This window comes from Dyadobacter sp. CY347, from assembly GCF_021502655.1.
Lineage (GTDB): Bacteria > Bacteroidota > Bacteroidia > Cytophagales > Spirosomataceae > Dyadobacter.
Genome location: NZ_JAKFFT010000007.1, coordinates 51,432 through 73,656 on the forward strand (window position 1 = coordinate 51,432; position 22,225 = coordinate 73,656).

Genomic DNA, 22,225 nt, shown 5'->3' on the forward strand with positions numbered 1-22,225 from the left:
ACGCGCATTAGTATGCAAGCATACCTTAACAAATATGGTAAAAATGTAAGTTGGTGCAAATGTTTTCGAGATAAAATATAGGAGCATATTCATAAAATGAAGATAATCAGCCAGGTAGGTTGTCAGAACAAACAAATTGCTAAAAATTTTCACAAATAATTTGTAAAGCAAAACCAAACTTCTAGTTTTGCAGTCCCAAAGGGAACCAATTGAGCCTGGTGATGTAGCTCAGTCGGTAGAGCAAAGGACTGAAAATCCTTGTGTCGGCGGTTCGATTCCGTCCATCACCACAGAATACAAAGCTAGCCGCTTGATAATCAATAGATTGTCGAGCGGTTTTTTGTTTGGTTTACATTCTGGTTTACAGTTTCTGCAAAATTCCAGATTGACAGATTCAAAGCTTCCTCTTGTATCTAATCCGGGCAACATAAAAAATTGTCACAACAGGAGAATAAAATTGGAGCTTCATACGCCATTTTCTGGCAGCCTTATCCAACAAACTTTATCCTTTCTTATCTCAAATCAGAAATTTTGCTTTTTCTCGCTTTGCTCCGAGGCTAAGCAAAATACGCCTATACAGCGTCTAAATGCATTTAACACAAGCTAAGCAAAGTTCATACTTTTTCATACTTGCTTTTTCAGGGTCTTCGCCCCAACATTTGCCATTATCAATTAAAAACAAATGTGCCATGACCAAGCTAGTAGTAATTGAGTTTGACGAGCTAAAAAACTTCACCAGACAGGTGATTCAAGAGGAATTTAAGAATGCATTTAGTCCTAAGATTGATCAGATGTCCAGTAGTGATGAAAGACTATTGTCCCGAGCGCAAATGGCCAAGGAGTTGAACATCTCACTGGTGACTCTTAATCAGTGGCAGAAGGATGGGCTACCATATCGCAGGCTTCATCGAAGACTTTATTTTGTAAAATCTGAGGTGTTGAATTACATGTACACAAATCAGAAATCAAAGAAAAAGGGATAATGCCTGATCCGCATTACCCCTTCCAAAATCTTAACAAAACTTGTATGACAAAATTAGCAGCCTTGAATGGTTTTCACAACCATTTGGAGGGAAAGATTTTACATAAATCTTCATTAAACAAAATGGAAAATCTCGCGGTCAGAGGAAGAACCCTTGCTCCCCTAAGGCGTTTGTTGGGAAACTATGTACTGGAAAACTCCTCAGTAATCTTTGCAGCTGAGCGTGGGACTGGAAAAACGCTCTTAGGTCTTCAAGCTTGCATTGCCATTTCATCAGAATGGTCTTCACTCTGGAATGAACCAATTGAGTATCACGGAAACACATTGTTCATCAATTGTGAACTTAGTGAAGATACAATCAGCCGGAGGCTGGCCAGGCTATTTGATGCACCACCGCAGGAAATTAAATTTTCAAACTTTCAAAGTTACGTTTACACAACTAAAAAGGGCTTGGAGGAAGAAGCCCAGGCAATCATCGAGATGTCGAAGATCCATAAGCCGGTTTTGATTGTCCTCGATAATTTCAGGGTAGCTTTTCTAAATTCCGATACCAATAACGGAAAAGAGGTTGCAAAGGCCATGCACTTGATTTTAACGCTACGTGATTTATTGGACACAACGATTATTATAACAGATCATACACGAAAGCATACCAGGAATTTGCTGACCGACAGCGATCTTCAAAGTGGTTCTGGCGTGAAATCTGACTTGACGGATAGTGACATGTTTCTACGGAAGAGCAAACAGGATATTCAATACCGGATCTTTAAGCGCTCCAAGTCTAGGCATTGCGAAGAGACGGACGGTGCTAAACTGATCCGCCTGAATCCGGAATCGCTGTGGTTTGAGTTTGTCCAGGACAACATCGACGAAGCGCAGCACATAGGCACGGAGGTAATGCCCGTAAAGGAGGAACAGAAGGACTTAGCACGGGAGCTTAGAGATCAGGGAAAGACCATCGAGCAGATTGCGAAAATATTGAATAGAGGCAAAGGGACTATTCATCGCTGGCTAAACGAATAATTGTCCTGTAAGAAGTCCACATTTTTCTCACAACCCCTCCTTGTTTATGAGAGGGGATTGTGAAAAAATGTTCGATGAAGTGGCGACACATCGGAAGTGAACTAGACTAGTTCGGCTTTGTTCCGCTTGTACCGAAAATTTCACTTGTTCCAAAGTTCCATTCGTTCCACGCGTTCGATTATTTCCATTTGGCCTGAGATGTTCCATCTCGTTCCATATGTTCCAAAAATTCCATTTGTTCCAAAGTTCCGTTTCGTTCCATCCGTTCCATTAATTCCATTTAGCCTCAGATGTTCCATCTCGTTCCATTTGTTCCAGGCGTTCCCAAAGTTCCAAAATTCCATTTGTTCCACATTTTTCGCCCTAAAAATTCATTAAAAATGGAACTGCCTGTCAATCAGATTGATAGAAAATATTTTCAACAAAATGGAACAAGTGGAACGCGTGGAAAATGGAACGGAACGGAACATGTGCTGGTGAAAAAAGAAAAAGATATGAATGCAAAACAGTTAAATCAGCAATACAGCATAATAAGTTTATTGGATCAAAATGGATTCCAGCCAACATCCAAAAGGGGTGATAACTATTGGTATATCAGCATGATAAGAGATCCAGAAAAGAATGCGTCTTTCAAGGTCAACATCAACAAAAACCTTTGGTACGACCATGCAATTGGGGTAGGAGGCACTTTGATCGACTTAGCCTGCCTGATTCTTAAAAACAAGGATGTGAAAGAGGTGATTAGGTTAATAACCGGTAAATTTTCTTCTTTTCAACCGCAACCACCAGTTCAAGTCTCCAAGCAGCCAAGCAACAACAAGCTACGTATAGTGAAGGAAGGTTACATCCAAGATCCTCGGTTGATCGATTATCTCAATGCCCGGGGTATCTCATTAGAAGCGGCCAACCAACATTGCACAGAGCTTATCTACTCAAATCAAGGCCGTTTCTTCAAAGGGGTTGGCTTTAAAAACCAGTCAGGAGGATACGAGCTGAGAAGCAAAGGATTCAAATCTTGCATTGCACCAAAAGACCTTTCATTTGTAGAAAATGGTCGTGCAAATCTGATTGTTTTTGAGGGTTTCATGGATTTCTTGTCCTATCGCATGCTGCCGGTTTTTCATGTAGCCGATGCCAGTGTTCTGATCCTTAATTCAATTTCGCTGGTGGGAAGGGCATCCAAATATTTATCTGCGTTCCCAGCCAAATTCCTTTTTCTTGATAATGATCAGTCCGGAATGAATGCAGCAGCGCAGATCAACCAATTATATCCTCGTGTAGTCGATATGAGCTTGTTCTATACAGGCTATAAGGATCTGAATGAATTTTTAACCCAAAACAGCAAATGTGATGAACAGAAAAGTGCTGCTAAGGCTGTATGAAAGAAAAGATCCAAAGCGTAAAAGGATGCTTTACGATTTGTTTAGGGATACGATCGCTATGAGAGCATCTCTATCGATGATTGCAGATTTGATTAATCAGGAATTAGGTCAGAGGGATGTAATTCATGCCACTGATATTAAATACTGCCGTCATTACTTTCAAGACAAGGTTAGCAAGTCAGATGTAGTGAGAGAGGTTAGTCGACCATTAGCCATGCTGCCTACGGCCGATCCGAATTTGCCAACATCTATCCCACCCGTTGACGGGCAGGAAGCAACATGGACCAATCCGGACAAAATCAAGACAAGTTTAAATTCTAAAACAACAAGTAAATTTTCTAAAAATGAAAGAGCTTAATTTCATCCTTCAAGCCAAGGGCGGTGTAGGAAAAAGCTTGCTTACCTACTTGCTAGGTATTGCTAAGCAAAATTGCAATAAATCCCTTTTTGTGGATTTGGATAGCTCGACGGGCACATCCAGCCGACAACTTAAATTTTTGGGAGAATCGCGCACTGAAACAGTTTCGCTACTCAATGAGAAAGAAGTCTTGGTGAGGGATAATCTGGTTTCCTACATAGAAAGCCTTGTGGACACTCCATTTGAGAAGGTTTATTTTGATTTGGGCGCTCCGGAATCCGAACAGTTTCCAGCTCTTCTCGAGATAGACTTGCCATTTAGACAATTCATGGATGAGCTGGACCTGATGGCCAATTTTCATGTGGTTGTTGGAGGTGGTGGAGCCTACATTCCAAGTGTAGATTATCTTCAAAAACTTGTAATTGCCCTGCGAGGCGAATTTGAAGTAACTGTCTGGCAGAGCATCACAACATTTAAGAATTTCAGTAATCTCTCTGAAGAGTTAAAACGCAACTGCGGATTATTAGGACTGCGATTTAGAACCTTTGGAGACTTTGATCCAAGCTCAAATTTAGGCAACCAAATCCTGGACGGCGTGAGAAAAGGTTACGGAACCAGTGACTACCAGACAGGAGCAAGAATCAGATTAAAAAAAGAACTTAACGATAACTTCAAAGATGAGCTCACAGATAACTAAGGAAGAAGTTACTAGGATCATGGGGAGATTTCAAGCCAAGTATGGCTATGAAATGGACGAGTGGACGGCAATTATTTTGACCGAGTTGAACGATAGGTTCAACAGTTTTGCTGAAACCGTTGAGAGCTCCCGACATGAAATTGGTAATGCGACCAAACTTGTCAAAGGCCAGATCCATCCTGTACATTTCAGTAGTAATATGCAGGCATTCATATTCAGCATAGGGAAGTTTCTTATTCCGTCGCTTGTGGCTCTGGTAGGAATTATTATCACGGCCTATTTCGTCGGCCAGTCCGAAAAGTACAAGGCGATATCAGAATTTGTTGAGCGGTATCCGAACTTCGATTCATTTAGGCAAATGATTAAGGTTGCAGATGTACGAGAATTCAAATCTAAAAAGTATCTGGTTCTTCGTCCGGCAGCGAACTTGAAGTCAATGGCAGTTGGAAAGGAGTATCAATATCTTAAAACGGAGAGAGTTGTTGTGGTACCCTTAGAGCCTGATACTCAATAGAGAAGGCATGAATTTCGGCTAAATTCGACTGGATTCGACCATTTTCGACTTTTTTATAACGCCATTTTTTGGCTTTGTTAAGCAAGCCATGTGTTTGTAACTACAATTCTTCCGCTGCGCTCCGAATTGCAGTTACAAACACACCGGTCGTTCCTCCCTTGTCTTGTCAGGGCTACGCCCCGAACCCCATCAACATTTAATATTAACAGCCAACCATTAGCGCCATGGAAGAAAATCTTCATGAAGATACCCGTCAGCCATTCCAGGCTAAAAGGGAAACCAAGGACAGAACTATCCCGCTGCGCGTCACGCAGCAGGACTATAATAAAATCAAATCAAAGGCCACCCTAGCCGGACTATCAGTGTCTGAGTATCTGCGCAAACTTGGAACCGGACACCCGGTTCAAGCCAGGTTTGATAAAGACGAAAAACGGAATCTACAAGGCATAGGAACCAACCTTAATCAACTGGCCGCGTTCGCCAACAAAGGCTATTTCTACCAAAAGCCAATCATAGAAGTCTTGGAAGAACTAAAACGCATTTTGAAAAAATGATAGCAAAGACAACAATTGGATCCAACTTTTTAGGCGCCATCAACTACGGAGCCGGGCACAGCTTGGACGGGAAGGAAATCGAAGGAAAATCAGAGCTGCTGCTTTTGCACAATATAGTTTCCATTGATCCGCTAGGGATTGCTATGGAAATGCAACAAGAGGCAGCAGGCAGCAGGTGTAAAAGGCCAGTGTGGCATTCTTCGCTCAGCTGGAAGCCAAATGAAAAACCAACCGAAGAACAGATGATCGAGGCGGCCAACCGTTATTGCACTAAAATGGGTGCTGATCCCAAGGATCACCAGATTGCTGTTTACCAGCATAATGACAAGCCTCACAAACACATACACATTTACATCAACCGAGTGCCAACAGATGGGAGTAAAGCATTGGAGACTTCGCATAATTATGCCCGGAATGTTCGGATCTGTAAGGAGATTACGCAGGAGCTTGGTTTTGCCAAGGTGGAGAAGCTTGAAGAGGGGAAATTGCGGCGCGTTGCCGAGAACCAGAAAGAGGTTCAGAAGTTTGTGAACTTGGCCATTAGGGAGGCTTTTAAGAAGAAATGTAGTTCGCCAGAGGATTTAGAACGGCAATTGAAAGAGAAGGGGATTGAATGTAAGTTTACCGTGGAAGAGGGGAGGTTGAAGTATTCTAGCTATAGTTATAGATGGGTACCGATTAAGGGGCAGGATGTCGGCTTTACTGCAAAGCGATTACAGCATCTATTCGATCAGACGGAATTACAAAAGTTAAAGAAACCTGAGATTCATTTGAAACGATAATACAGTTTTTAACTGACCGTTCACACTTCATTTTGGCTGGTCAAGTGATTGCATCTGTGGGGCTTACTAATAGTCACTAATCAAAAATTATACTTAAATTCCGATTTCTGGCAGACTGTCGAACGGCATGTCATCAGTTGGGCTTGTGCAATAATCGTTGAGTCTGTTTGTAACCGAAAGAATACTATTGTAAAACTGATCGACCACTTCGGAGGACCGCCTGAATCGGTGAACAGTTAATAACTTAAACCTTGACGCGCCTCTCTAGTCCACAAGACAATTTGCGGAAAAAAGAAACGGAAGATATAACTTAGTATGCCAGATATATTTGAGGCATGACTTGAATATATAGCAGGAACATTGAAATGACACTTCATCTATAACACAATATGACCATATCATAAAAATGACACTTGACCTGTTTAACAACTTAGATCACGAGAAAGACGATAACCAAAAAAATAAAATTGGACAGACCAATATTCAGTACATTTCGTCAGCAAGTATTCTTACGGAGGCAAAAGGCTTCATGGAAGCGTATGACTTCACACTTAATCCCTATTCGGGCTGTTCATTTGGTTGTAATTATTGTTACGCAGCTTTTTTTTCTCGGTCGCCTGAAGAAAGAGAAAGTTGGGGCGCTTGGCTAAAAGTGAAAGAAAATGCTTTGCAACTTTTAATGAAATGGAGGAGAAAGCCCCTAATCAATAAAACAATCTATATCAGCAGTGTGACAGATCCATATCAGCCGATTGAAAAGCATCTGGAACTAACTAGAGGCATTTTAAAAGAGCTGTTAAATTATCATAGGCCAAGAATAGTAATTCAAACTAGAAGTCAGTTAGTTACCAGAGATATTGATTTATTGCAGCAGTTTGACGCAGTACAGGTAAATATGACAGTAACAACCGATAGTGAAGATGTAAGAAAGGCATTCGAGCCATATTGCCCTTCGAATTCATCACGCTTAAAGGCTATAAAGGAAGTGACAGAAGCAGGAATTCAAACTTGTATTACAATGACACCTCTTTTGCCAATTCAAGATGCAAAGAGTTTTACACAAGAACTATTAAATACTGGAGTTGAAAAGTTTATTGTTCAACCTTTCCATCCTGACAAAGGCAAATTTGTGGCAAGTACCAGAGAAGCAGCATTGCAGCAAATGAAGAAAATGAACTGGAACAATAATAATTATTTAGAGGTAGTAGAAATATTCAAGAAAGAGCTTCCTTGGCTAGGTGAAGGCAAGCAAGGATTTGCACCAATTTAACTTAGGATGAAAGAGAAGCTTAAATTATGGTTGAAGTCTGAACAGGGTAATATTGATAAGGCAGTTGCCGATGCTTCAATTAGGTACTACCACGAGCACAAGTCAGAGGCTAATTTCCGCTATGATTTGAAGCAATGTCATATCGAAAGCTTTAATTTAGTTAAAGGGAAAGATTTATGTTATGACAGACCTAATACAGCATTCGCTTACTCTCTTTGGTATCACCCTCGCAGAATTAACACATTTCTCTCATTCTTTTTGCAAAAGATATTAGATCAGCAAGGGCAGCATTTAGAAGTATTTGACTTAGGGGCAGGAGCAGGGGCGATACAATGGGGATTGGGTTTGATCTGCGCAGGGTTAAGAAGGCTTGGTGAAAGTCCACCGAAGATCACAGTAATAAATATAGATACTAGTCCATTTATGCTCAGTTATAGCAAGGATTACCTATGGAACGAATTTGTTAAAATTTACCCCGAAACAAAGGAAAATTTTATTACTGAATATCGGGTCAATTCCTGGACTAATGACAAAAATTTAGAAACATCGAACCCTATTTTAGCGGCAAGCTATCTTTTTGACGCGTCAGATAACAAATTAGAAATAGCGAATGATTTCAGAGAGCTGGTAACCAAATACAAACCTAATACTGTATTACTCTTGACCTCTAACCAAGCAGAAAAAATACCATTTGTCGATTCTGTTGTCAAGGAGTTTAGTCAGTTAGGATTTGATGCGCAAACAGTGTCTGATACAAGCCTGTTGTTTCGCGGAGAGCTAAAAAAAATAAATGAAGTAAGAGTTGCTCTTGGGAATAAATTCGGGATTTCGGAATTAAGCAGACAGTCATTTTGGACAGATAGCAGCCATTATGGTGTTGTTCTTCAAAAACCGCAGTCAGAGATAGTATTTTCTTATAAAAAGAGAAACATTCCATCATTAGACATCTTTAATTCGCCTATTACTGTTCGAAGAGATGTCGTCTTAAATGACGACCAAAGGAGAGCAGCAAGAAATTCCGACAGACCGTCAATTATTGTTGGCCCAGCTGGGTGTGGCAAAAGCATTGTAATAACGGAGAAGATAAAAAATATAGTTGAAGAATCTGGATATTCAACTGACTTAAAAATATTGGTAACGACATTTAATAAGGGGCTAATTGCGAAATTAGCTGAGTGGCTCAGGGATTTACTTGACAGCAACAGATATACATTATCGCATGATATAAACTTTTACGGATACAGTGATAAATCTAGCCACATAACTTTTAAAAATTCTAAGCAAACAAATGTTCGATTATTACATTTTGATATGTTGCCTAAAATGCTTGGAGGTGTTAAATATAAAGGACTAGTTAACCTCGAACAGCATTACACGCTATTGAAAGAAATTATACTCAGGGTAAAGCGGGAAGAGAAGATTTTCAGCGATAGATTTGATAATATTCTAAATTCAGACTTTTTGTTTGAGGAATATCACCGTGTTATCTACGGTTTACAAGTAGGCATCGCACAGGGCGAGGAAACCTACTTGAATATAACAAGAAAAGGTAGAGGTAATAATCCATCATTACCAAAAAATAGTTATCGAAGGCAGTTAGCTTGGAAATGTTTGACTGAGTATGCTCAGCGAATGCATAAAGAAGGTATTCAGAGTTTCACTTTGCGGCGGCAATATTTGTTTTCAAAGTTGAAAATGGGTGAACTGAAGCTCAATTACGATTATATTATGGTTGATGAATTTCAAGATTGTACGGAAGCTGATTTTGAAATATTTTACTCCATGATTAAAAACCCGAATAACTTGACAATCGCTGGTGATTTAGCTCAGTCAATTCATTTAGGAACGGCGGCACGAATTCCGAGAGATAACCGGATGGATAGGCGAAGATTTTATCGGTTAGATGGCTCGTATCGCTTGCCAGTTAGGATTAGTGAGTGTATCAAAAGGCTTTCAGCTGCAATTGTTGCACGCTTTGGGAATGATGAAGGAGTAACAGACATTACACCATATAAAAGCTCTCCACCTGGGTCCAGACCAATTGTCATCTATGGCCAAGGCCACATTGAGGTCGCAGAGAAGGTGAAGCAAGTTTTTAATCATTACAAGATATATGATCTTGAAAGAATAACTATTCTTGAGAAAGATATTGAACTGCAAAATGAAATTGTCAAGCAAGGAATTTCCTGTGAAACGGATACAATTCTCAGCTTAAAGGGACTCGAAAAGGAATGCGTACTTTGGTCTACAAGGATACCTTTAGAATTTGAAAAGGAGGTGTTTGAGTTTACTTATACCATCGTAACAAGAACTTCTTGTACCTTAATAATAGCGCTTACAGACACTACCCAAAATATCTATAAGAAAATTCTTGGCCTGCTCGATATCGAACGTTTGATAATGTGGGATCAAGTAACGGCGGACAAGTTTGGCTCTTTATGCGAAGAGTACGCCCCTGAGACAATAGTTGACGAGGACGCTGCTTAGGATATATATAGACTCTTCCTAAAAATGAGTTGCTAATCGTGTTCGATGAACCCTCAAAGCAATAGCTGCCATAAAATTTTTTCACTCCATGTAGACTACGCCACCTTCTTCCCGTACAAATGCCTCTGAAACTCAACAAACAAAGAACTAATATTGGCGACATCCCCTAACATAGCCTTGGCATCTTCCAAAGATTGATATTTGTTGGTCAATAAGATGGGTAACTTTTCTTGGGCTAGCTCTTCAAATCCGCTTTCTACGTATTTGCTCAATACAAATTCAATGAACTCCCTTTGCTTGTCATTCAGCAATGCGAAAATTGTTGCGTGTGTTGCTGCTACTCTTGCTTCCCTGGTCATAGGTTTGATCTCGCTATTGAAGACATATTCTAAAACATCGAACAAATCGCTTTTCTCGGCGTCTATTAATTTTTGTAGAGTTGAAAGTTCCTCTTTACCGAATCCGGCTTCTTCTAATTTTTCAAGTAGTGTTTTTCTTGTCAGGGGATTACTCCATATTGTTCGTAACTCAGCTTCGTTTTGAAAGAAATCTGGTAAAGCTCCAAATAAATTATTTAAAAATTCTTCTGATGAAATAGGGCGTCCGTCCGCATTCCAGAACGAAGTCGCGATCATGTGTTGAATTTCTCTTTCTTTTCCGTCTTTCAATTTAACTTTTACCTTTTGACGTTTCTCTCTGGACTTCTCTTCATCATCCTCTTTTTTCTCGTCAGGATCAACAGGCGGTGTTATGGGCTTTTCTCTTGGCGGTTCAGGTTCCAATGGCTCGCCGTCCCATTCCGGATCTGCGAAGTGTTGATAAGCGTTTACAAAATCGTAAATAGTGAAAAACTCTTTCCCGTCAAATAAGCGTGTTCCACGTCCAACAATTTGTTTAAACTCAATCATAGAATTGACCGGACGCATCAGAACGATATTACGAATATTTCTTGCGTCTACTCCGGTTGAAAGTTTCTGAGAAGTAGTAAGAATTGTCGGGATAGTCTTTTCATTATCCTGAAATTCTCTTAAAAACTGCTCTCCAGTTTCACCGTCGTTTGCAGTAACCCGGACGCAATAGTGTGGATCTTTACTTTTCTTATACTGATTAACCAAGTCCCGAACTGCCGCAGCGTGTTCCTGCGTAGCACAAAATATAATTGCTTTCTCTTTCTGATTGGCTTCGTCCATGTAAACACGAACCCGCTTTTCTTCTCTTTCTTTTATCTCAATGATTTTATTGAAATCAGGCTCTTTGTATATTTTCCCTTCCTCAATTTCACCTTCAATGACCTGGTCGTCACTTGTATATAGATAATCGTCAAGGGTAGTCTGTACTCGTTTTACTTTAAAGGGTGTTAAAAAGCCATCATTAATTCCTTCTTTTAAGGAATAGATGTAAACAGGTTCTCCGAAATATTTGTAGGTATCAACGTTATCTTTCCGTTTTGGGGTTGCTGTTAGACCCAACTGAACAGCTGGCGAAAAATATTCGAGAATTGCACGCCAGTTTCCTTCATCATTTGCTCCACCGCGGTGACACTCATCTATAATGATAAAATCAAAATAGTCTGATGGATATGCACCAAAGTAGGGTGCAGGCTTTCCTTCCTTGTCCGTACCGCTCATGAAGGTTTGGAAAATGGTAAAGAAGATGCTGCCGTTAGTGGGTACACTACCTTTTTTACTGATTTCCTTTGGGCTAATGCGAACTAGTGCATCTTCGGGAAAGGCCGAAAATGCATTAAATGCCTGATTTGCCAAAATGTTACGATCTGCTAAAAATAAAATTCTCGGCCTCCGGCTGCCGTCTCTCTTTAGATTCCAGCGTGTTTGAAATAGCTTCCAAGCAATTTCAAAGGATATAAATGTCTTTCCCGTACCTGTGGCCAAGGTTAGCAGAATCCTGTCTTCACTATTGGCGACAGCTTCTAACGTATTATTAACAGCAATTTCCTGATAATATCTTGCTCCTTTTGTACCACCGACATCTTCAAATGGAATGTCATTAAACTTGTCTCTCCATACGTTTTCGATTGGAAACGTCTTATTCCAAAGTTCATCTGGAGTAAGATAGTTCTCAACCAACCCCTCGACGCCCGATTTTAGGCACATGCTGTAAATTTCTCTTCCATTGGTGGAATAAGTCGTTTCCAGATTTAACTTTTCTGCATAAAGTTTGGCTTGTGCTACACCTTCTCCAACAGATAACTCATCACTTTTTGCCTCAATGACTGCCAGTTTAATGCCCTTGTACACTAATATGTAATCAGCTATCATTGGCTTGGTCCTGCCACCCCCAGTCTGGATTTTTCCGGCTGTGATCTGTGCATTTCTTTCACGAAGCACTTTTGAGCCTTCTACCACACCCCAGCCACAAGCCTTTAGTTTAGGATCAATAAGCTCAGCTCTGGTTTCTGCTTCGTTCATATTATTGAGTTTGAGGGGATCTTACGCGTTTTAAATAACGTCTATTGAGTTTCTATTGAGTTTCTATTGAGTTTTTATACGTTTTCTCGCGCATTTTGCTCAATAGAGTACCTTGTCCATCTATTTGTTCCTTCTACAAAAATCTTCTTACTACTAACCATTTCTTTTAATAATCTCCTCACTTTGTGCATGTTGATTTCTTCTCCGATACGTTTATGGATCTCACCAAATGCACTTGATGGGTATGCTTTGATATCTTTATATAATAATTCCTCTAACCTGTGATCTTCAATATTTTTTAATGTGGTTTTTCCTGTGAAATTTATTTTCCGGATAAACTCAGGATTTACGGCATACTGGGTACCTTTTCCATTACCGCTCTTCTTGATCAAATCATAATCTGCAAGTTTTCCAATCCAATTCCTTAATCCCTGCTCTTCCTTCTGATTTAATAAACGAGAAATTTCGATGGCACTTAGTGACTGATGCTGCGCTATAAGCCCAAGAGATATTACTTCCTTCTGCTTTAAAGCAAATTCTGAACTTGCTTTATCCATCAAACGGACAATTTCTTTACTGATAAACTGTTTTCTAACAATTACAGTAACTCTCTCATCCGTTTCTTTCACTATGGGTATAGGCTTTCCTGATCCTAGTAGCTTCGCATAAACGATATCATACCCACTTCCTTCTTTTTCCATTAGCCCCAGATCGTAAAATACTTTCGATAGATGATCGTTTCTTCTGATAGACTGGCTAAGAATATTACTTGGGGTTACACCATAAGGAAGTCGGCCAGGGCTATGTATTTCTAATCTATCCTGGAAAATGTTGATAAAAATATCGCCTCTGGTAGTATAAGTGCGATGAACCAAGGCATTTACCACCAACTCACGAACAACTTCTAGTGGAAAAAAGGGTATGTTTTTTCTAAACATACCTTCTGAAATCTCTATACTTTCCTGCCAATCGGGAACATCTAGTAAAACCTTTTCTAACAATTCTTTCGGATTTAGAAAGTAATCATCTAAAAGAAGTTTCCATACTTTTTCATCGTTCTCGTCATATCTGATTATCTGAATGGCAGGAGGATAAAGCAAAGAAGCCCTGGAAGCCCTATGCCCAATCCATAAAATCCCCAGATTAGTCAGATAATCACCCTTTTGAAAAAAGTAATATTCCAGTATTTCATCATCAGACATTTCTTTGACAAAATTACTTACCCTGCCCGATGACCTTATGTCTTTTAAAAACGTTGTCCTTTTACTACTATCTGCATGGAAAGTTTCTATTCGTTTGGTCGTTTGCTCTTCCCAAACAAATGCATTCTTTTCAGCAGCCAAGCGCGCCATTTCGTCCGGAGGAATAGGTTTACATTCATCAGAAATCCTTATGTAATACTTTCCGTCAGTAGTGGAAGCAATGGTTTGTGCATTCCTGAAAACCTGCACTTCAATGTATTCGCCACCATTTGAAGCCGTTTTTATAGTAACTGCTACTCCTACATTGATAGTCCGCTGGACTATGTTTTTCTGTATAATTTCGACAATATGTTTGTCTAAGACCTTATAATTAGGTGGCGGTGCATCACAATCATCTTCGATTCCAATTAAAATCTCTCCACCTTGTGCATTTGCAAAAGCAACAGAATCCTTAACAAGCTCATCCCAATTGGTTTGTTTGCCTTTCAAAAAACGTGATGATTTTTTATCTAAACTCTTATGTTCTTGCATTATGAACAGGGTAGTAAATAATTAAACAGACTCAGTTTCTAGAACTAGCTCTCCTTTAAAAGCTTTCTCAAGCAAACTCTTTTTTAAATCCTCCAAATCTGCAATTTTCTTTTTATAAATTGATTCTAGTCTTTTTGTTTCGGTTGAAAGTAAATGAAATCTACTAACTATTTGGATTTGAGTTTCAACATTTGGGAAGGGAAATTTTTGAAATTCGAATGTTGCCAAATTGATATTATCCCTGGCAGTACCTTTTCCTTTCTCTTTTAAATAGGCTTTGAAAAATTGCAAAAGATAATCAACATATTCATTATTGGCCTTTTTAGGATTCACCACAATTCCTATAACACTGTCTGGAAAACAGGCCTCGAAATTTAGTATTGCTGTTTCAGCCACATTAGATCCGACAATAGCTATGCAGACTGTTCCTTTTGGCCAAAGCTTACTTTGGGCCAGTCCTTTTTCATTATAAGTCTGAGAATAGGAATTTATCCAATGGTCTGAATTGCTGACATCTCCTGTTTGTATTAAAGGATATTCACCATCGAGTAAAGATGCATCACCTCTTGGCCGATGCTTAGACTTGCCTCTTGCAAATTCTAATGATATTTCTTTCAGCGTCTTTTCCTCCCAACCCTCACCCTTTTCCTCAAACACCCCCTGCAAATAACTCTCAAAAAGCTCCTTAGTATTTTTAAGGTTTTGTTCAGCATTGGCTTTTGCCTGGGTTATTGCGGCAAAGGCTTCATCTAAGATAGAAACGATGCGTAGTTGTTCAGATAGAGATTTTGGGTAATAAATTTTAATATTTCTAAATGCAGAAAGGTCAAGATTTTTCTGGGCAGTTCCTCTTGCAAGTGAATAAATATTATCGTTTAGATAAAGTAACTGTAAGTTCAAAAACTCTTGCAAAATTTCTTTTTGATTTTTTGGTTTTACACTTAAACCACTATCATTAAGAAAAAATTTTCCTTGTACGAATCGTGTACATTGTTGTGACATTGCAAATCTTGCAACAATAAAACAGTCTTCTCTATTAAATGTATCCTTAAAAAATGTTGCACCGCCTCCGCCATAAACTGGATAGACAGTTCCTCCATCTCTCTTGCTTACTACTCTTGTTCCATATTCAACATTACAAACATCATCAAGCCTTTTTGTTTCCCAATCTTGCTTCATATTAATTCCAAAATTGTGTTTAAAATATCAGCACTTTTTTCATCCAGTAATCTCATTTCTTCTAGAATATCTTGTGGTCTGCGTAATGCGGCCTCTTCCTTTTTGTTAGGATTTTTAGCACTCAAATCATAAGTCCCGTCCATAGAAGTTACGTCTATGATCCAGGAATTCTCACTTTCAGCTTTTGTCTTTTGGAGCTCAACAAAATCAGCCAGGTCTTTTTCGTTTAATGCGTTGGTCTTGCCCAGGTTTCTGTCCAGGTTCAGCTGGTAAAACCAGACCTTACTGGTTGGGGCACCTTTTTCAAAGAACAGCACAACCGTTTTTACACCGGCTCCTGTAAATGTTCCTCCCGGTAAATCCAGTACCGTATGCAGGTTGCAGCTTTCCAGCAGCAACTTTCTTATACTCACAGAAGCATTGTCTGTATTGCTCAAAAAAGTGTTTTTGATCACAATACCCGCTTTTCCTCCGGCTTTCAATATTTTGATAAAATGCTGTAAAAAGAGGGAGGCAGTTTCTCCGGTTTTAATCGGAAAATTCTGCTGTACTTCCACACGTTCTTTTCCTCCAAATGGCGGATTGGCTAAAACGACATCATATCGATCCTTTTCCTGTATGTCCGCAATGTTTTCCGCCAGCGTGTTTGTATGCACTATGTTAGGAGCTTCCACGCCGTGCAGGATCATGTTCATCGTACCAATAATATAGGCCAATGATTTTTTCTCCTTACCGTAAAACGAACGCTTTTGTAACGTTTCAACGTCTTTGGTAGTCAGGTTTTTACTATGTCTCAGATAATCGTAAGCCTCCACCAGAAAACCCGCGCTTCCTACTGCGCCATCATAAATTTTGTCTCCAATTTCGGGGGCTACTACTTTTACAATGGTTTTAATGAGCGGTCTAGGCGTGTAATATTCACCGCCGTTCCGCCCTGCATTGCCCATGTTTTTGATTTTATCCTCATACAGGTGGCTCATTTCATGCTTCTCAGCATGCGTCCTGAAACGAAGCTCATCAATGCGGTTAATTACTTCACGCAAATTGTACCCGCTTTGCATCCGATTTTTCAGCTCACTAAAAATCTCACCTATCTTGTACTCAATCGTATCCGCACTTTCCGCATCAACCTTAAATTTTTTGAGATAAGGAAACAAGTGAAGGTCAACAAAATCTTTCAGATCATCTCCTGTGAGTGCTTTATGATGATCAAGCTTACCGTTTTCAGCTTTCGGAGCAGCCCAAACCGTCCATTGGAACTCAGGTGCGATAATATTTTTGTATGGCTGGCCAGTAAGCTCAGCCGCTGTTTTCTTGTCGCTTTCCAAATCATCCAGGTACTTTAAAAACAACACCCAAGAGGTTTGCTCTACATAATCCAATTCACTACCACAACCTGCATCTTTGTGCAGGATATCATCTATATTCTTAAAAGTTTGTTCAAACATGTTTTGTACTATAAATTTAACGCCCTAACAGGACTAATAGGGGGCATAAGCCAAAGTGATCCGGATTTTGTAAATTTAGGTTTAAGAAACAAAAAGATTGCCATTTTGCAGTAAGGAAAGTTGATTTGCCATGTTCACATTGATACGTTTCTCAACGAAAAGTTATCAGGGGATCACGTTTATGCGAAGTGCTCTATTCCAAGACATCCTTCTGTTTTGAGTATATCGTTCTACCTGCTGACCAGAATATAAAATCGAGCACTTTTCTTGGATGCAAGTCGTGGTTTTCGAATCTGGCGTCGAACATTATAATCACATCATCAAGAAGTCTCTTTGTGATTATTTCATTATAGCTTGATGAAATAGTTCCTATTTGCTGCTTGAATTTCCCTATTTTTTGATCAGTGGAAAGTGTACTTAAACTTTTAAATCGGAACATTTTGGCCACTTTGCTATCGTACACTACATTGTTCGGGTCAAGAGTATGAAACATTTTTGACACAAACGAGCATTGTATAGCATTATCACCTTTGGCTCTTGGTATCTGGTAAAGGTGCTCAATGACACTTTCATAATTCCAATCTTGGCTATTATTTTTTAAATCTTGAAGTATTTTGAAGTATTCGGAATGAAAATCATCGGATAGCCGAGCTTCTTCTAAATTGTAATACTTCCTAAATAAAAATTGAAATAGGTAATTTGTTGTAATATCAGTGTCCTGGTAAGCTTGCTGTAAAAATTTGTAAACATCAACACTCTCATACTTAATGTTGTCTACGATTTTTTGGCCATCCTTAGCGATCTGCTTGGCAATCGGCTGAATTTGAAATATTACCGAAGATTTGGGCATAATATTATAAAAAATAGGTTATGTATCACTTTTTAGAATTTCCTTAAAGTTGTCCACAATTTCTATTCTTTTCATCCATTTCTTTAAAAGGCCTGAACTTAATTGTTGATGAACTTTCTTCTACCTTTACCAAAACCCTAATTTAATGTCCGATATATCCTATTTTCAAAAATTCTCTCAACCAGAGAACTATGTGACAAACAACACATTGTTAGTATTTCGCTATGTGTACCGTAATTCACCAGCAAAGTTTGAAGCTTTGTTACATTCATTAGTGTCAGATGAAAATTCGAAAATCCCGATTGGACTAAGCTTTAAGCAACAGACGCGAGAGTCACATAGTGTTCCTGATGCATATATTAGCCAAATGCCATTCAACCTTTACATAGAGGCGAAAGTGGACGGCAGGCTTTATGAAGAGCAAATAGGTAGGCATCTAGACAGTCTAAGGAATAAATCTCATCCAAATGGATCCGTTTTTTTGCTGGGTCTCACCAAGGAAGATCTTTCGGAAATGGACGAGAGTAAGTTTCAGAGTATGGCTGCAAGAGATGGCGTTGTGTTTATAGGAATTACATATGCCCAACTTGCTAATGAACTTGAAAAATTGTGTTCTGAGTACGAAACGGATCTAAAAGAGATAATTGAAGATTATTCTCGGTTTCTCAGTTCTGAGGGCTTGTTTATGAATGCGTTTAGCAGAATGGTTGTATTTCCTTGCAGCTCATCAAGAGATCAAAATGTAGAATTTGGAATCTATTATCATCCAGCAGGTAGATCAAATCTCCTAAGTTGCTCACTTATTGGTCTTTATAAGAACAAGGCCGTATCTCATGTAGGTAAGATACGTGGATATGGCATTTGGAGCCATTCGTCCGGTAAACTTGCACTTGAAAAAGAAAGTGGAACTATAACCAATGACGATGTTAAAAGGGTTAATGATTTAATAGTTGCTTCGCCATATTTTGATCTACAAAATGTTGACCACCGCTTTTACATCGTTGAGAAATTTGAAGAAGTAAATTTCTTAAAAAGATCATCTGGTGGAATGCGGGGAAGAAGATATTTCGATTTGAAATCATATATCCCTAACCTTTCTTTTAATCAACATACCCCATTTCAGTCGGTAGTAAGCGGCTTAACGGGTAATTCGTTTGACTAATTTACTCAGATTCTGATGGGTTCTCTTTTGAGAGGTATGACGAAAATCTCCTGTCCGTCATAACACTTCATTGATTTTCAAGTATTTACTTGCTATCGTAAGGGAGTACTTTGATTTTCATCTGCGTATAGTAAGCTTATACTTTGACTTTGGGTCTTTAAGTCGGGATACACTAGCACTTCGTGGCCAAAAAGTATAACAGCTTTGCTTTCATCTTGCCATTTACTGGTTCCTATTCAAAACACTGACTACTAATCTCTTTACTGTCTCCATCTCTTCCGGCATACTAGCCGCTGCAAACAGAGTTAGGCTAGCAAGTGCTTCATTGCTGATGATAGAATCTCCAGATATGGACTTTAATAGGCCGTTGCTCTCAAGGAATAATAAAAAGCATGAGGCCGCAATACGCTTATTGCCATCCACAAAGCCATGATTTTTGATAATCAGATATAGTAAAGTAGCCGCCTTTTCTTCTATGGACGGATAAAAGTCAATGTCACCAAAACCTTTGCCGATCTGTACCAGTGCGCTCTGGAAACTTTCATCTTTTTCCTTTCCAAAAACATCGGAATCGAAATCTGCCTTCATGATTTCAACGACTCGGTAGTAATCTGATATCTCCGGATACACTGCAGGCTTGGTAGTGATTCCTTTTCGGTCTAATTGTTCATGGTCGTAATCGTCAAGCAACGTCAATCCTTTAGCAAATTGGCCGAGCCATGCAAAATCTGTATCATTGTTTTTGCTTTCTATTGCTCTGCTTAATATACGAATGCCGTCTTTGAGTGTTTGGACCTCCTGCTGTTTCTCTGCAAGTCGCTGCTCGTTAATGGCATAACCTTGGATTAAATAGTCTTTCAATCGCTGAGTTGCCCAGATCCTAAATTTTGTTCCCTGAGAAGATTTTACTCGATATCCAACAGAAATTATTACGTCGAGACTATAAAAACTGATTCTTCTATTAACTGTTCTTCCGCCTTCTGTTTGAACTGTCAAGTAATCCTTGACAGTTGCCTCTTTTTCCAACTCCTTCTCTTTGAATATGTTAGCGACGTGCAGACTGATATTTTGTTTGGTCTGTCCAAACAGCTCAGCCAGTTGCTGCTGACTAAGCCAAACATTATTTTCTTCAAACACCACCGCTATCCGGGTCTGTCCATCGCTACTTTGATAGATTTCGATTTTGTTATCCATGTTTAAATTGTCATTTGTCTGCCTGACCATAGAAAAAAGTTCTTAATTCATGTTGTAGCTTGGGGGGAATGTTGTTTTTGCTTTTCATTGTGGCAAAATCCTTCTGTAAGGTGGAAAGGGCTACATCTTTAAAACATGAGAATTGATACAAGACAATAGCTCCTCCCAAGTTTGTTCCTTTCATTGCAACTTCTGAACCGTTTGGGTCGCTGATGTCATTAAAAAGAAACGTAAACAAACGCATTATTTTTTCGGGGTCTGTGCCTTGAAGCTCGGCTCTTGAACCAAGATAAATGGGCTCCATATGATACTCTCTTATCTGTTCGGTGACCCAATCTAGGCACCCCTCAAATATGATTTTGGAGGACTTACTACTTGATGATTTAATTCGTGCCGGGAGCTCGTATCTGAAAAAGTCTAAATATTCATGTTTTGCATCATATAGAGCAAAGTGATATTTAAGACAGCTAATGGCACCGGTGATGGAATTGAAATTTGAGAGGAGTCCGAAGATACTGTTTTCGTAAAGAAGTCTTGATGGTTCTTTGTCAAAGCACAAGTTGTTTTGATGGTGACGAACCCTAAGCTCATATTTGAAATATGGTGTTAGCGGCAAATCGTCATTCTTGACTCCAAAAAAAACTTGAAGAATCCTTTTCCAGACAGAATACTTGGATACATAAATTATGTTATTATTTTCCATAATCACTCATCTTTAAATCGTTCTTTCCAAATTTCAGAAAGTTGACGTGCATATTGTTTTTTAGTAACCTTGATATAAGTTAAAAACGCCTTCTCTGTTCTGTGGCCAGTAATTGCCATAATAGCGTAAGTCGGTGTGCCTGCAAGATATTCGTTGGTTGCAAAGGATCGCCGGGCGGTATGTGATGTAATTAAAGAAAACTTACTCACCTTTTTCTGAGTCCGAACTTTTCCTTTCTTTTCAAATAATGCCACATCCTCGCTCAGATTGGCTTTTTCACCGATTTCCTTCAGATATTCGTTCATCTTTTGATTGGATATTGCCGGTGGTAAATGGTTCGGCGTCCGATCCTTGTATTTCTCCATAACCTTCCTGACAATCGGGTGAATAGGAATTTCAAGGTACTCATCAGTTTTGACGGCCTTGGTTTTTAAATATTTGAAATCGGGTGAGATATTCTCGGCTTGTAAAGTAGTAAGGTCGGAAAACCGTAGACCCGTAAAGCAACCGACAATAAAAAGATCCCGTACTTTTTCTAGTCTTGGTTCAGCAGATAGGTCGAGCTTCATTAGCAACTTTATCTCTTCTTCATCTAGATAGATTGAATCCACAGCTTTCCGTGGCGTTGAAAACCGTCGGCTCTTGAATTCCAGGTTTTCATTTTCTTTACGTTCAGTTGCCTCGTTAAGGAAAAACTTTAAAAGGCCAGTGTGTTTGTTCTGTGTGTTTTCATTGTACTTCTTAATCTCTACCATAAAACTTTTGAGATCATGATAGAAGTCGAGCGTAATGTCATTAAAACTGATGCTTTTCTTTTTTGAATCTACCTGGAACTCTAAGAGCATCTTTAAGTGTGAGTGATACGTTTTAATCGTATTGGGATTTTTGAATGCTACTACGGATTGAATGTATTTGGCAATGAATTCCGTCAGTCCGGATTTCTCTTTCAATGGAGCAGCTTCGTATCTGTCGATCCTGATTTCACGCTCAAAAAGCGGCTTTAAATCGGCAGGAGTAATAGGAAGCCTTTGGTATAAACGTTGCTGATATATCTTCTGAACTTCATTTCGCCATTTTTCCAAGTTGGCATTTAGCTCTGAATATCCTTCATGACCTGACTTTAACTTTTGGTTTTTAGAATCCCAGAACTTGGGCTTGGTGAATAGATTTGTCGATATGACAACTTGCTCACTACCGTACCGAAAGTACAGGGAAATCAAGCAGATCCCATTTGGGTTTGGTTTCTTCAAGTAGTATTTTACAGTTGCCATGAGATACTTTACTTTGTTTAGACAAAAATATTGTATGCATGCTGGTTTACAAACTGGTTTACAGTAAAATGTTGATAAAGGTTATATTTAATTTAATCCTATTTAATATATTTGTTCCTAATAAGCCTGAAAGGCAATAATTTAGATTAAATACAACAATGATGAAGTTCAAAGGTTCGATTCCGTCCATCACCACAACTTAAAGCC

At 39.1% G+C, this 22,225-nt stretch carries 20 protein-coding genes and 1 tRNA gene; 12 read left to right on the top strand and 9 right to left on the bottom strand.

Annotation, left to right across the window (positions count from 1 at the left end; translation table 11 throughout):
* Positions 1–217 precede the first annotated feature (217 nt).
* The 3 genes from L0659_RS15960 to L0659_RS15970 all read left to right on the top strand — a co-directional run bounded on the left by L0659_RS15960 (position 218) and on the right by L0659_RS15970 (position 2,005).
* Positions 218–290, top strand: a tRNA-Phe gene (locus L0659_RS15960).
* Between the two features lie 399 nt (positions 291–689).
* The gene (locus L0659_RS15965) at positions 690–983 is read left to right on the top strand and encodes an AlpA family transcriptional regulator (protein ID WP_235127570.1); all 294 of its coding nucleotides are present in this window, start codon (positions 690–692) and stop codon (positions 981–983) included.
* 44 nt (positions 984–1,027) lie between these two features.
* Positions 1,028–2,005, top strand: coding sequence for an AAA family ATPase (locus L0659_RS15970; RefSeq protein WP_235127579.1), 978 nt, complete (start codon positions 1,028–1,030; stop codon positions 2,003–2,005).
* A 140-nt stretch (positions 2,006–2,145) separates the two neighbouring features.
* Here L0659_RS15970 and L0659_RS15975 read toward each other — a convergent pair whose 3' ends face one another.
* Positions 2,146–2,349, bottom strand: coding sequence for a hypothetical protein (locus L0659_RS15975; RefSeq protein WP_235127581.1), 204 nt, complete (start codon positions 2,347–2,349; stop codon positions 2,146–2,148).
* A 132-nt stretch (positions 2,350–2,481) separates the two neighbouring features.
* Here L0659_RS15975 and L0659_RS15980 point away from each other — a divergent pair, with 132 nt between their 5' ends.
* The 8 genes from L0659_RS15980 (at position 2,482) to L0659_RS16015 (ending at position 10,049) form a co-directional block, all read left to right on the top strand.
* Positions 2,482–3,387, top strand: coding sequence for a toprim domain-containing protein (locus tag L0659_RS15980; RefSeq protein WP_235127584.1), 906 nt, complete (start codon positions 2,482–2,484; stop codon positions 3,385–3,387).
* Positions 3,356–3,745: a hypothetical protein gene (locus L0659_RS15985; RefSeq protein ID WP_235127586.1), complete on the top strand. Its 390-nt coding sequence runs from the start codon at positions 3,356–3,358 to the stop codon at positions 3,743–3,745. Before L0659_RS15980 ends, L0659_RS15985 begins: the two co-directional genes overlap by 32 nt.
* Complete coding sequence (locus L0659_RS15990) at positions 3,732–4,442, top strand: hypothetical protein (RefSeq protein WP_235127588.1); 711 nt, start codon at positions 3,732–3,734, stop codon at positions 4,440–4,442. The genes L0659_RS15985 and L0659_RS15990 overlap by 14 nt, the downstream gene beginning before the upstream one ends.
* Positions 4,423–4,956, top strand: coding sequence for a hypothetical protein (locus L0659_RS15995; RefSeq protein ID WP_235127590.1), 534 nt, complete (start codon positions 4,423–4,425; stop codon positions 4,954–4,956). The genes L0659_RS15990 and L0659_RS15995 overlap by 20 nt, the downstream gene beginning before the upstream one ends.
* Before the next feature lie 224 nt (positions 4,957–5,180).
* Positions 5,181–5,510, top strand: coding sequence for a plasmid mobilization protein (locus tag L0659_RS16000; protein WP_235127598.1), 330 nt, complete (start codon positions 5,181–5,183; stop codon positions 5,508–5,510).
* Positions 5,507–6,292, top strand: coding sequence for a relaxase/mobilization nuclease domain-containing protein (locus L0659_RS16005; RefSeq protein WP_235127600.1), 786 nt, complete (start codon positions 5,507–5,509; stop codon positions 6,290–6,292). Before L0659_RS16000 ends, L0659_RS16005 begins: the two co-directional genes overlap by 4 nt.
* A gap of 406 nt (positions 6,293–6,698) precedes the next feature.
* Positions 6,699–7,562 (top strand): radical SAM protein, encoded by an 864-nt coding sequence (locus tag L0659_RS16010; protein WP_235127609.1) that lies wholly within the window; start codon positions 6,699–6,701, stop codon positions 7,560–7,562.
* Between the two features lie 6 nt (positions 7,563–7,568).
* The gene (locus tag L0659_RS16015) at positions 7,569–10,049 is read left to right on the top strand and encodes a UvrD-helicase domain-containing protein (protein ID WP_235127611.1); all 2,481 of its coding nucleotides are present in this window, start codon (positions 7,569–7,571) and stop codon (positions 10,047–10,049) included.
* 95 nt (positions 10,050–10,144) lie between these two features.
* Here L0659_RS16015 and hsdR read toward each other — a convergent pair whose 3' ends face one another.
* The 5 genes from hsdR to L0659_RS16040 all read right to left on the bottom strand — a co-directional run bounded on the left by hsdR (position 10,145) and on the right by L0659_RS16040 (position 17,688).
* On the bottom strand, positions 10,145–12,478 hold the full coding sequence (gene hsdR, locus L0659_RS16020; protein WP_235127613.1) for an EcoAI/FtnUII family type I restriction enzme subunit R: 2,334 nt from the start codon (positions 12,476–12,478) through the stop codon (positions 10,145–10,147).
* 74 nt (positions 12,479–12,552) lie between these two features.
* Positions 12,553–14,211, bottom strand: coding sequence for an ATP-binding protein (locus tag L0659_RS16025; protein WP_235127615.1), 1,659 nt, complete (start codon positions 14,209–14,211; stop codon positions 12,553–12,555).
* Positions 14,212–14,232: 21 nt separating this feature from the next.
* Complete coding sequence (locus tag L0659_RS16030) at positions 14,233–15,390, bottom strand: restriction endonuclease subunit S (protein ID WP_235127626.1); 1,158 nt, start codon at positions 15,388–15,390, stop codon at positions 14,233–14,235.
* Complete coding sequence (locus L0659_RS16035) at positions 15,387–16,838, bottom strand: class I SAM-dependent DNA methyltransferase (RefSeq protein ID WP_235127628.1); 1,452 nt, start codon at positions 16,836–16,838, stop codon at positions 15,387–15,389. Before L0659_RS16035 ends, L0659_RS16030 begins: the two co-directional genes overlap by 4 nt.
* A gap of 193 nt (positions 16,839–17,031) precedes the next feature.
* On the bottom strand, positions 17,032–17,688 hold the full coding sequence (locus L0659_RS16040) for a hypothetical protein (protein WP_235127630.1): 657 nt from the start codon (positions 17,686–17,688) through the stop codon (positions 17,032–17,034).
* Positions 17,689–17,833: 145 nt separating this feature from the next.
* Here L0659_RS16040 and L0659_RS16045 point away from each other — a divergent pair, with 145 nt between their 5' ends.
* Positions 17,834–18,850, top strand: coding sequence for a hypothetical protein (locus L0659_RS16045; protein ID WP_235127632.1), 1,017 nt, complete (start codon positions 17,834–17,836; stop codon positions 18,848–18,850).
* A gap of 222 nt (positions 18,851–19,072) precedes the next feature.
* Here L0659_RS16045 and rhuM read toward each other — a convergent pair whose 3' ends face one another.
* From rhuM to L0659_RS16060, 3 genes are read right to left on the bottom strand one after another with little or no spacing between them, the layout of a single operon-like run.
* Entirely contained in the window at positions 19,073–20,044 is a 972-nt protein-coding gene (gene rhuM / locus L0659_RS16050) for a RhuM family protein (protein WP_235127634.1), read from the bottom strand.
* A 10-nt stretch (positions 20,045–20,054) separates the two neighbouring features.
* Positions 20,055–20,747 (bottom strand): hypothetical protein, encoded by a 693-nt coding sequence (locus L0659_RS16055; RefSeq protein ID WP_235127636.1) that lies wholly within the window; start codon positions 20,745–20,747, stop codon positions 20,055–20,057.
* 2 nt (positions 20,748–20,749) lie between these two features.
* Positions 20,750–22,018 (bottom strand): site-specific integrase, encoded by a 1,269-nt coding sequence (locus L0659_RS16060; RefSeq protein ID WP_235127637.1) that lies wholly within the window; start codon positions 22,016–22,018, stop codon positions 20,750–20,752.
* Positions 22,019–22,225 lie beyond the last annotated feature (207 nt).

What these genes read in the sequence shown, in the direction of transcription:
- L0659_RS15965 (WP_235127570.1), top strand. Translation starts at nt 690, where the DNA reads ATGACCAAGCTAGTAGTAATTGAGTTTGACGAGCTAAAAAACTTCACC.
- L0659_RS15970 (WP_235127579.1), top strand. Translation starts at nt 1,028, where the DNA reads ATGACAAAATTAGCAGCCTTGAATGGTTTTCACAACCATTTGGAGGGA.
- L0659_RS15975 (WP_235127581.1), bottom strand. Translation starts at nt 2,349, where the DNA reads ATGGAATTTTGGAACTTTGGGAACGCCTGGAACAAATGGAACGAGATG.
- L0659_RS15985 (WP_235127586.1), top strand. Translation starts at nt 3,356, where the DNA reads ATGAACAGAAAAGTGCTGCTAAGGCTGTATGAAAGAAAAGATCCAAAG.
- L0659_RS15990 (WP_235127588.1), top strand. Translation starts at nt 3,732, where the DNA reads ATGAAAGAGCTTAATTTCATCCTTCAAGCCAAGGGCGGTGTAGGAAAA.
- L0659_RS15995 (WP_235127590.1), top strand. Translation starts at nt 4,423, where the DNA reads ATGAGCTCACAGATAACTAAGGAAGAAGTTACTAGGATCATGGGGAGA.
- L0659_RS16000 (WP_235127598.1), top strand. Translation starts at nt 5,181, where the DNA reads ATGGAAGAAAATCTTCATGAAGATACCCGTCAGCCATTCCAGGCTAAA.
- L0659_RS16005 (WP_235127600.1), top strand. Translation starts at nt 5,507, where the DNA reads ATGATAGCAAAGACAACAATTGGATCCAACTTTTTAGGCGCCATCAAC.
- L0659_RS16010 (WP_235127609.1), top strand. Translation starts at nt 6,699, where the DNA reads ATGACACTTGACCTGTTTAACAACTTAGATCACGAGAAAGACGATAAC.
- L0659_RS16015 (WP_235127611.1), top strand. Translation starts at nt 7,569, where the DNA reads ATGAAAGAGAAGCTTAAATTATGGTTGAAGTCTGAACAGGGTAATATT.
- hsdR (WP_235127613.1), bottom strand. Translation starts at nt 12,478, where the DNA reads ATGAACGAAGCAGAAACCAGAGCTGAGCTTATTGATCCTAAACTAAAG.
- L0659_RS16025 (WP_235127615.1), bottom strand. Translation starts at nt 14,211, where the DNA reads ATGCAAGAACATAAGAGTTTAGATAAAAAATCATCACGTTTTTTGAAA.
- L0659_RS16030 (WP_235127626.1), bottom strand. Translation starts at nt 15,390, where the DNA reads ATGAAGCAAGATTGGGAAACAAAAAGGCTTGATGATGTTTGTAATGTT.
- L0659_RS16035 (WP_235127628.1), bottom strand. Translation starts at nt 16,838, where the DNA reads ATGTTTGAACAAACTTTTAAGAATATAGATGATATCCTGCACAAAGAT.
- L0659_RS16040 (WP_235127630.1), bottom strand. Translation starts at nt 17,688, where the DNA reads ATGCCCAAATCTTCGGTAATATTTCAAATTCAGCCGATTGCCAAGCAG.
- L0659_RS16045 (WP_235127632.1), top strand. Translation starts at nt 17,834, where the DNA reads ATGTCCGATATATCCTATTTTCAAAAATTCTCTCAACCAGAGAACTAT.
- rhuM (WP_235127634.1), bottom strand. Translation starts at nt 20,044, where the DNA reads ATGGATAACAAAATCGAAATCTATCAAAGTAGCGATGGACAGACCCGG.
- L0659_RS16055 (WP_235127636.1), bottom strand. Translation starts at nt 20,747, where the DNA reads ATGGAAAATAATAACATAATTTATGTATCCAAGTATTCTGTCTGGAAA.
- L0659_RS16060 (WP_235127637.1), bottom strand. Translation starts at nt 22,018, where the DNA reads ATGGCAACTGTAAAATACTACTTGAAGAAACCAAACCCAAATGGGATC.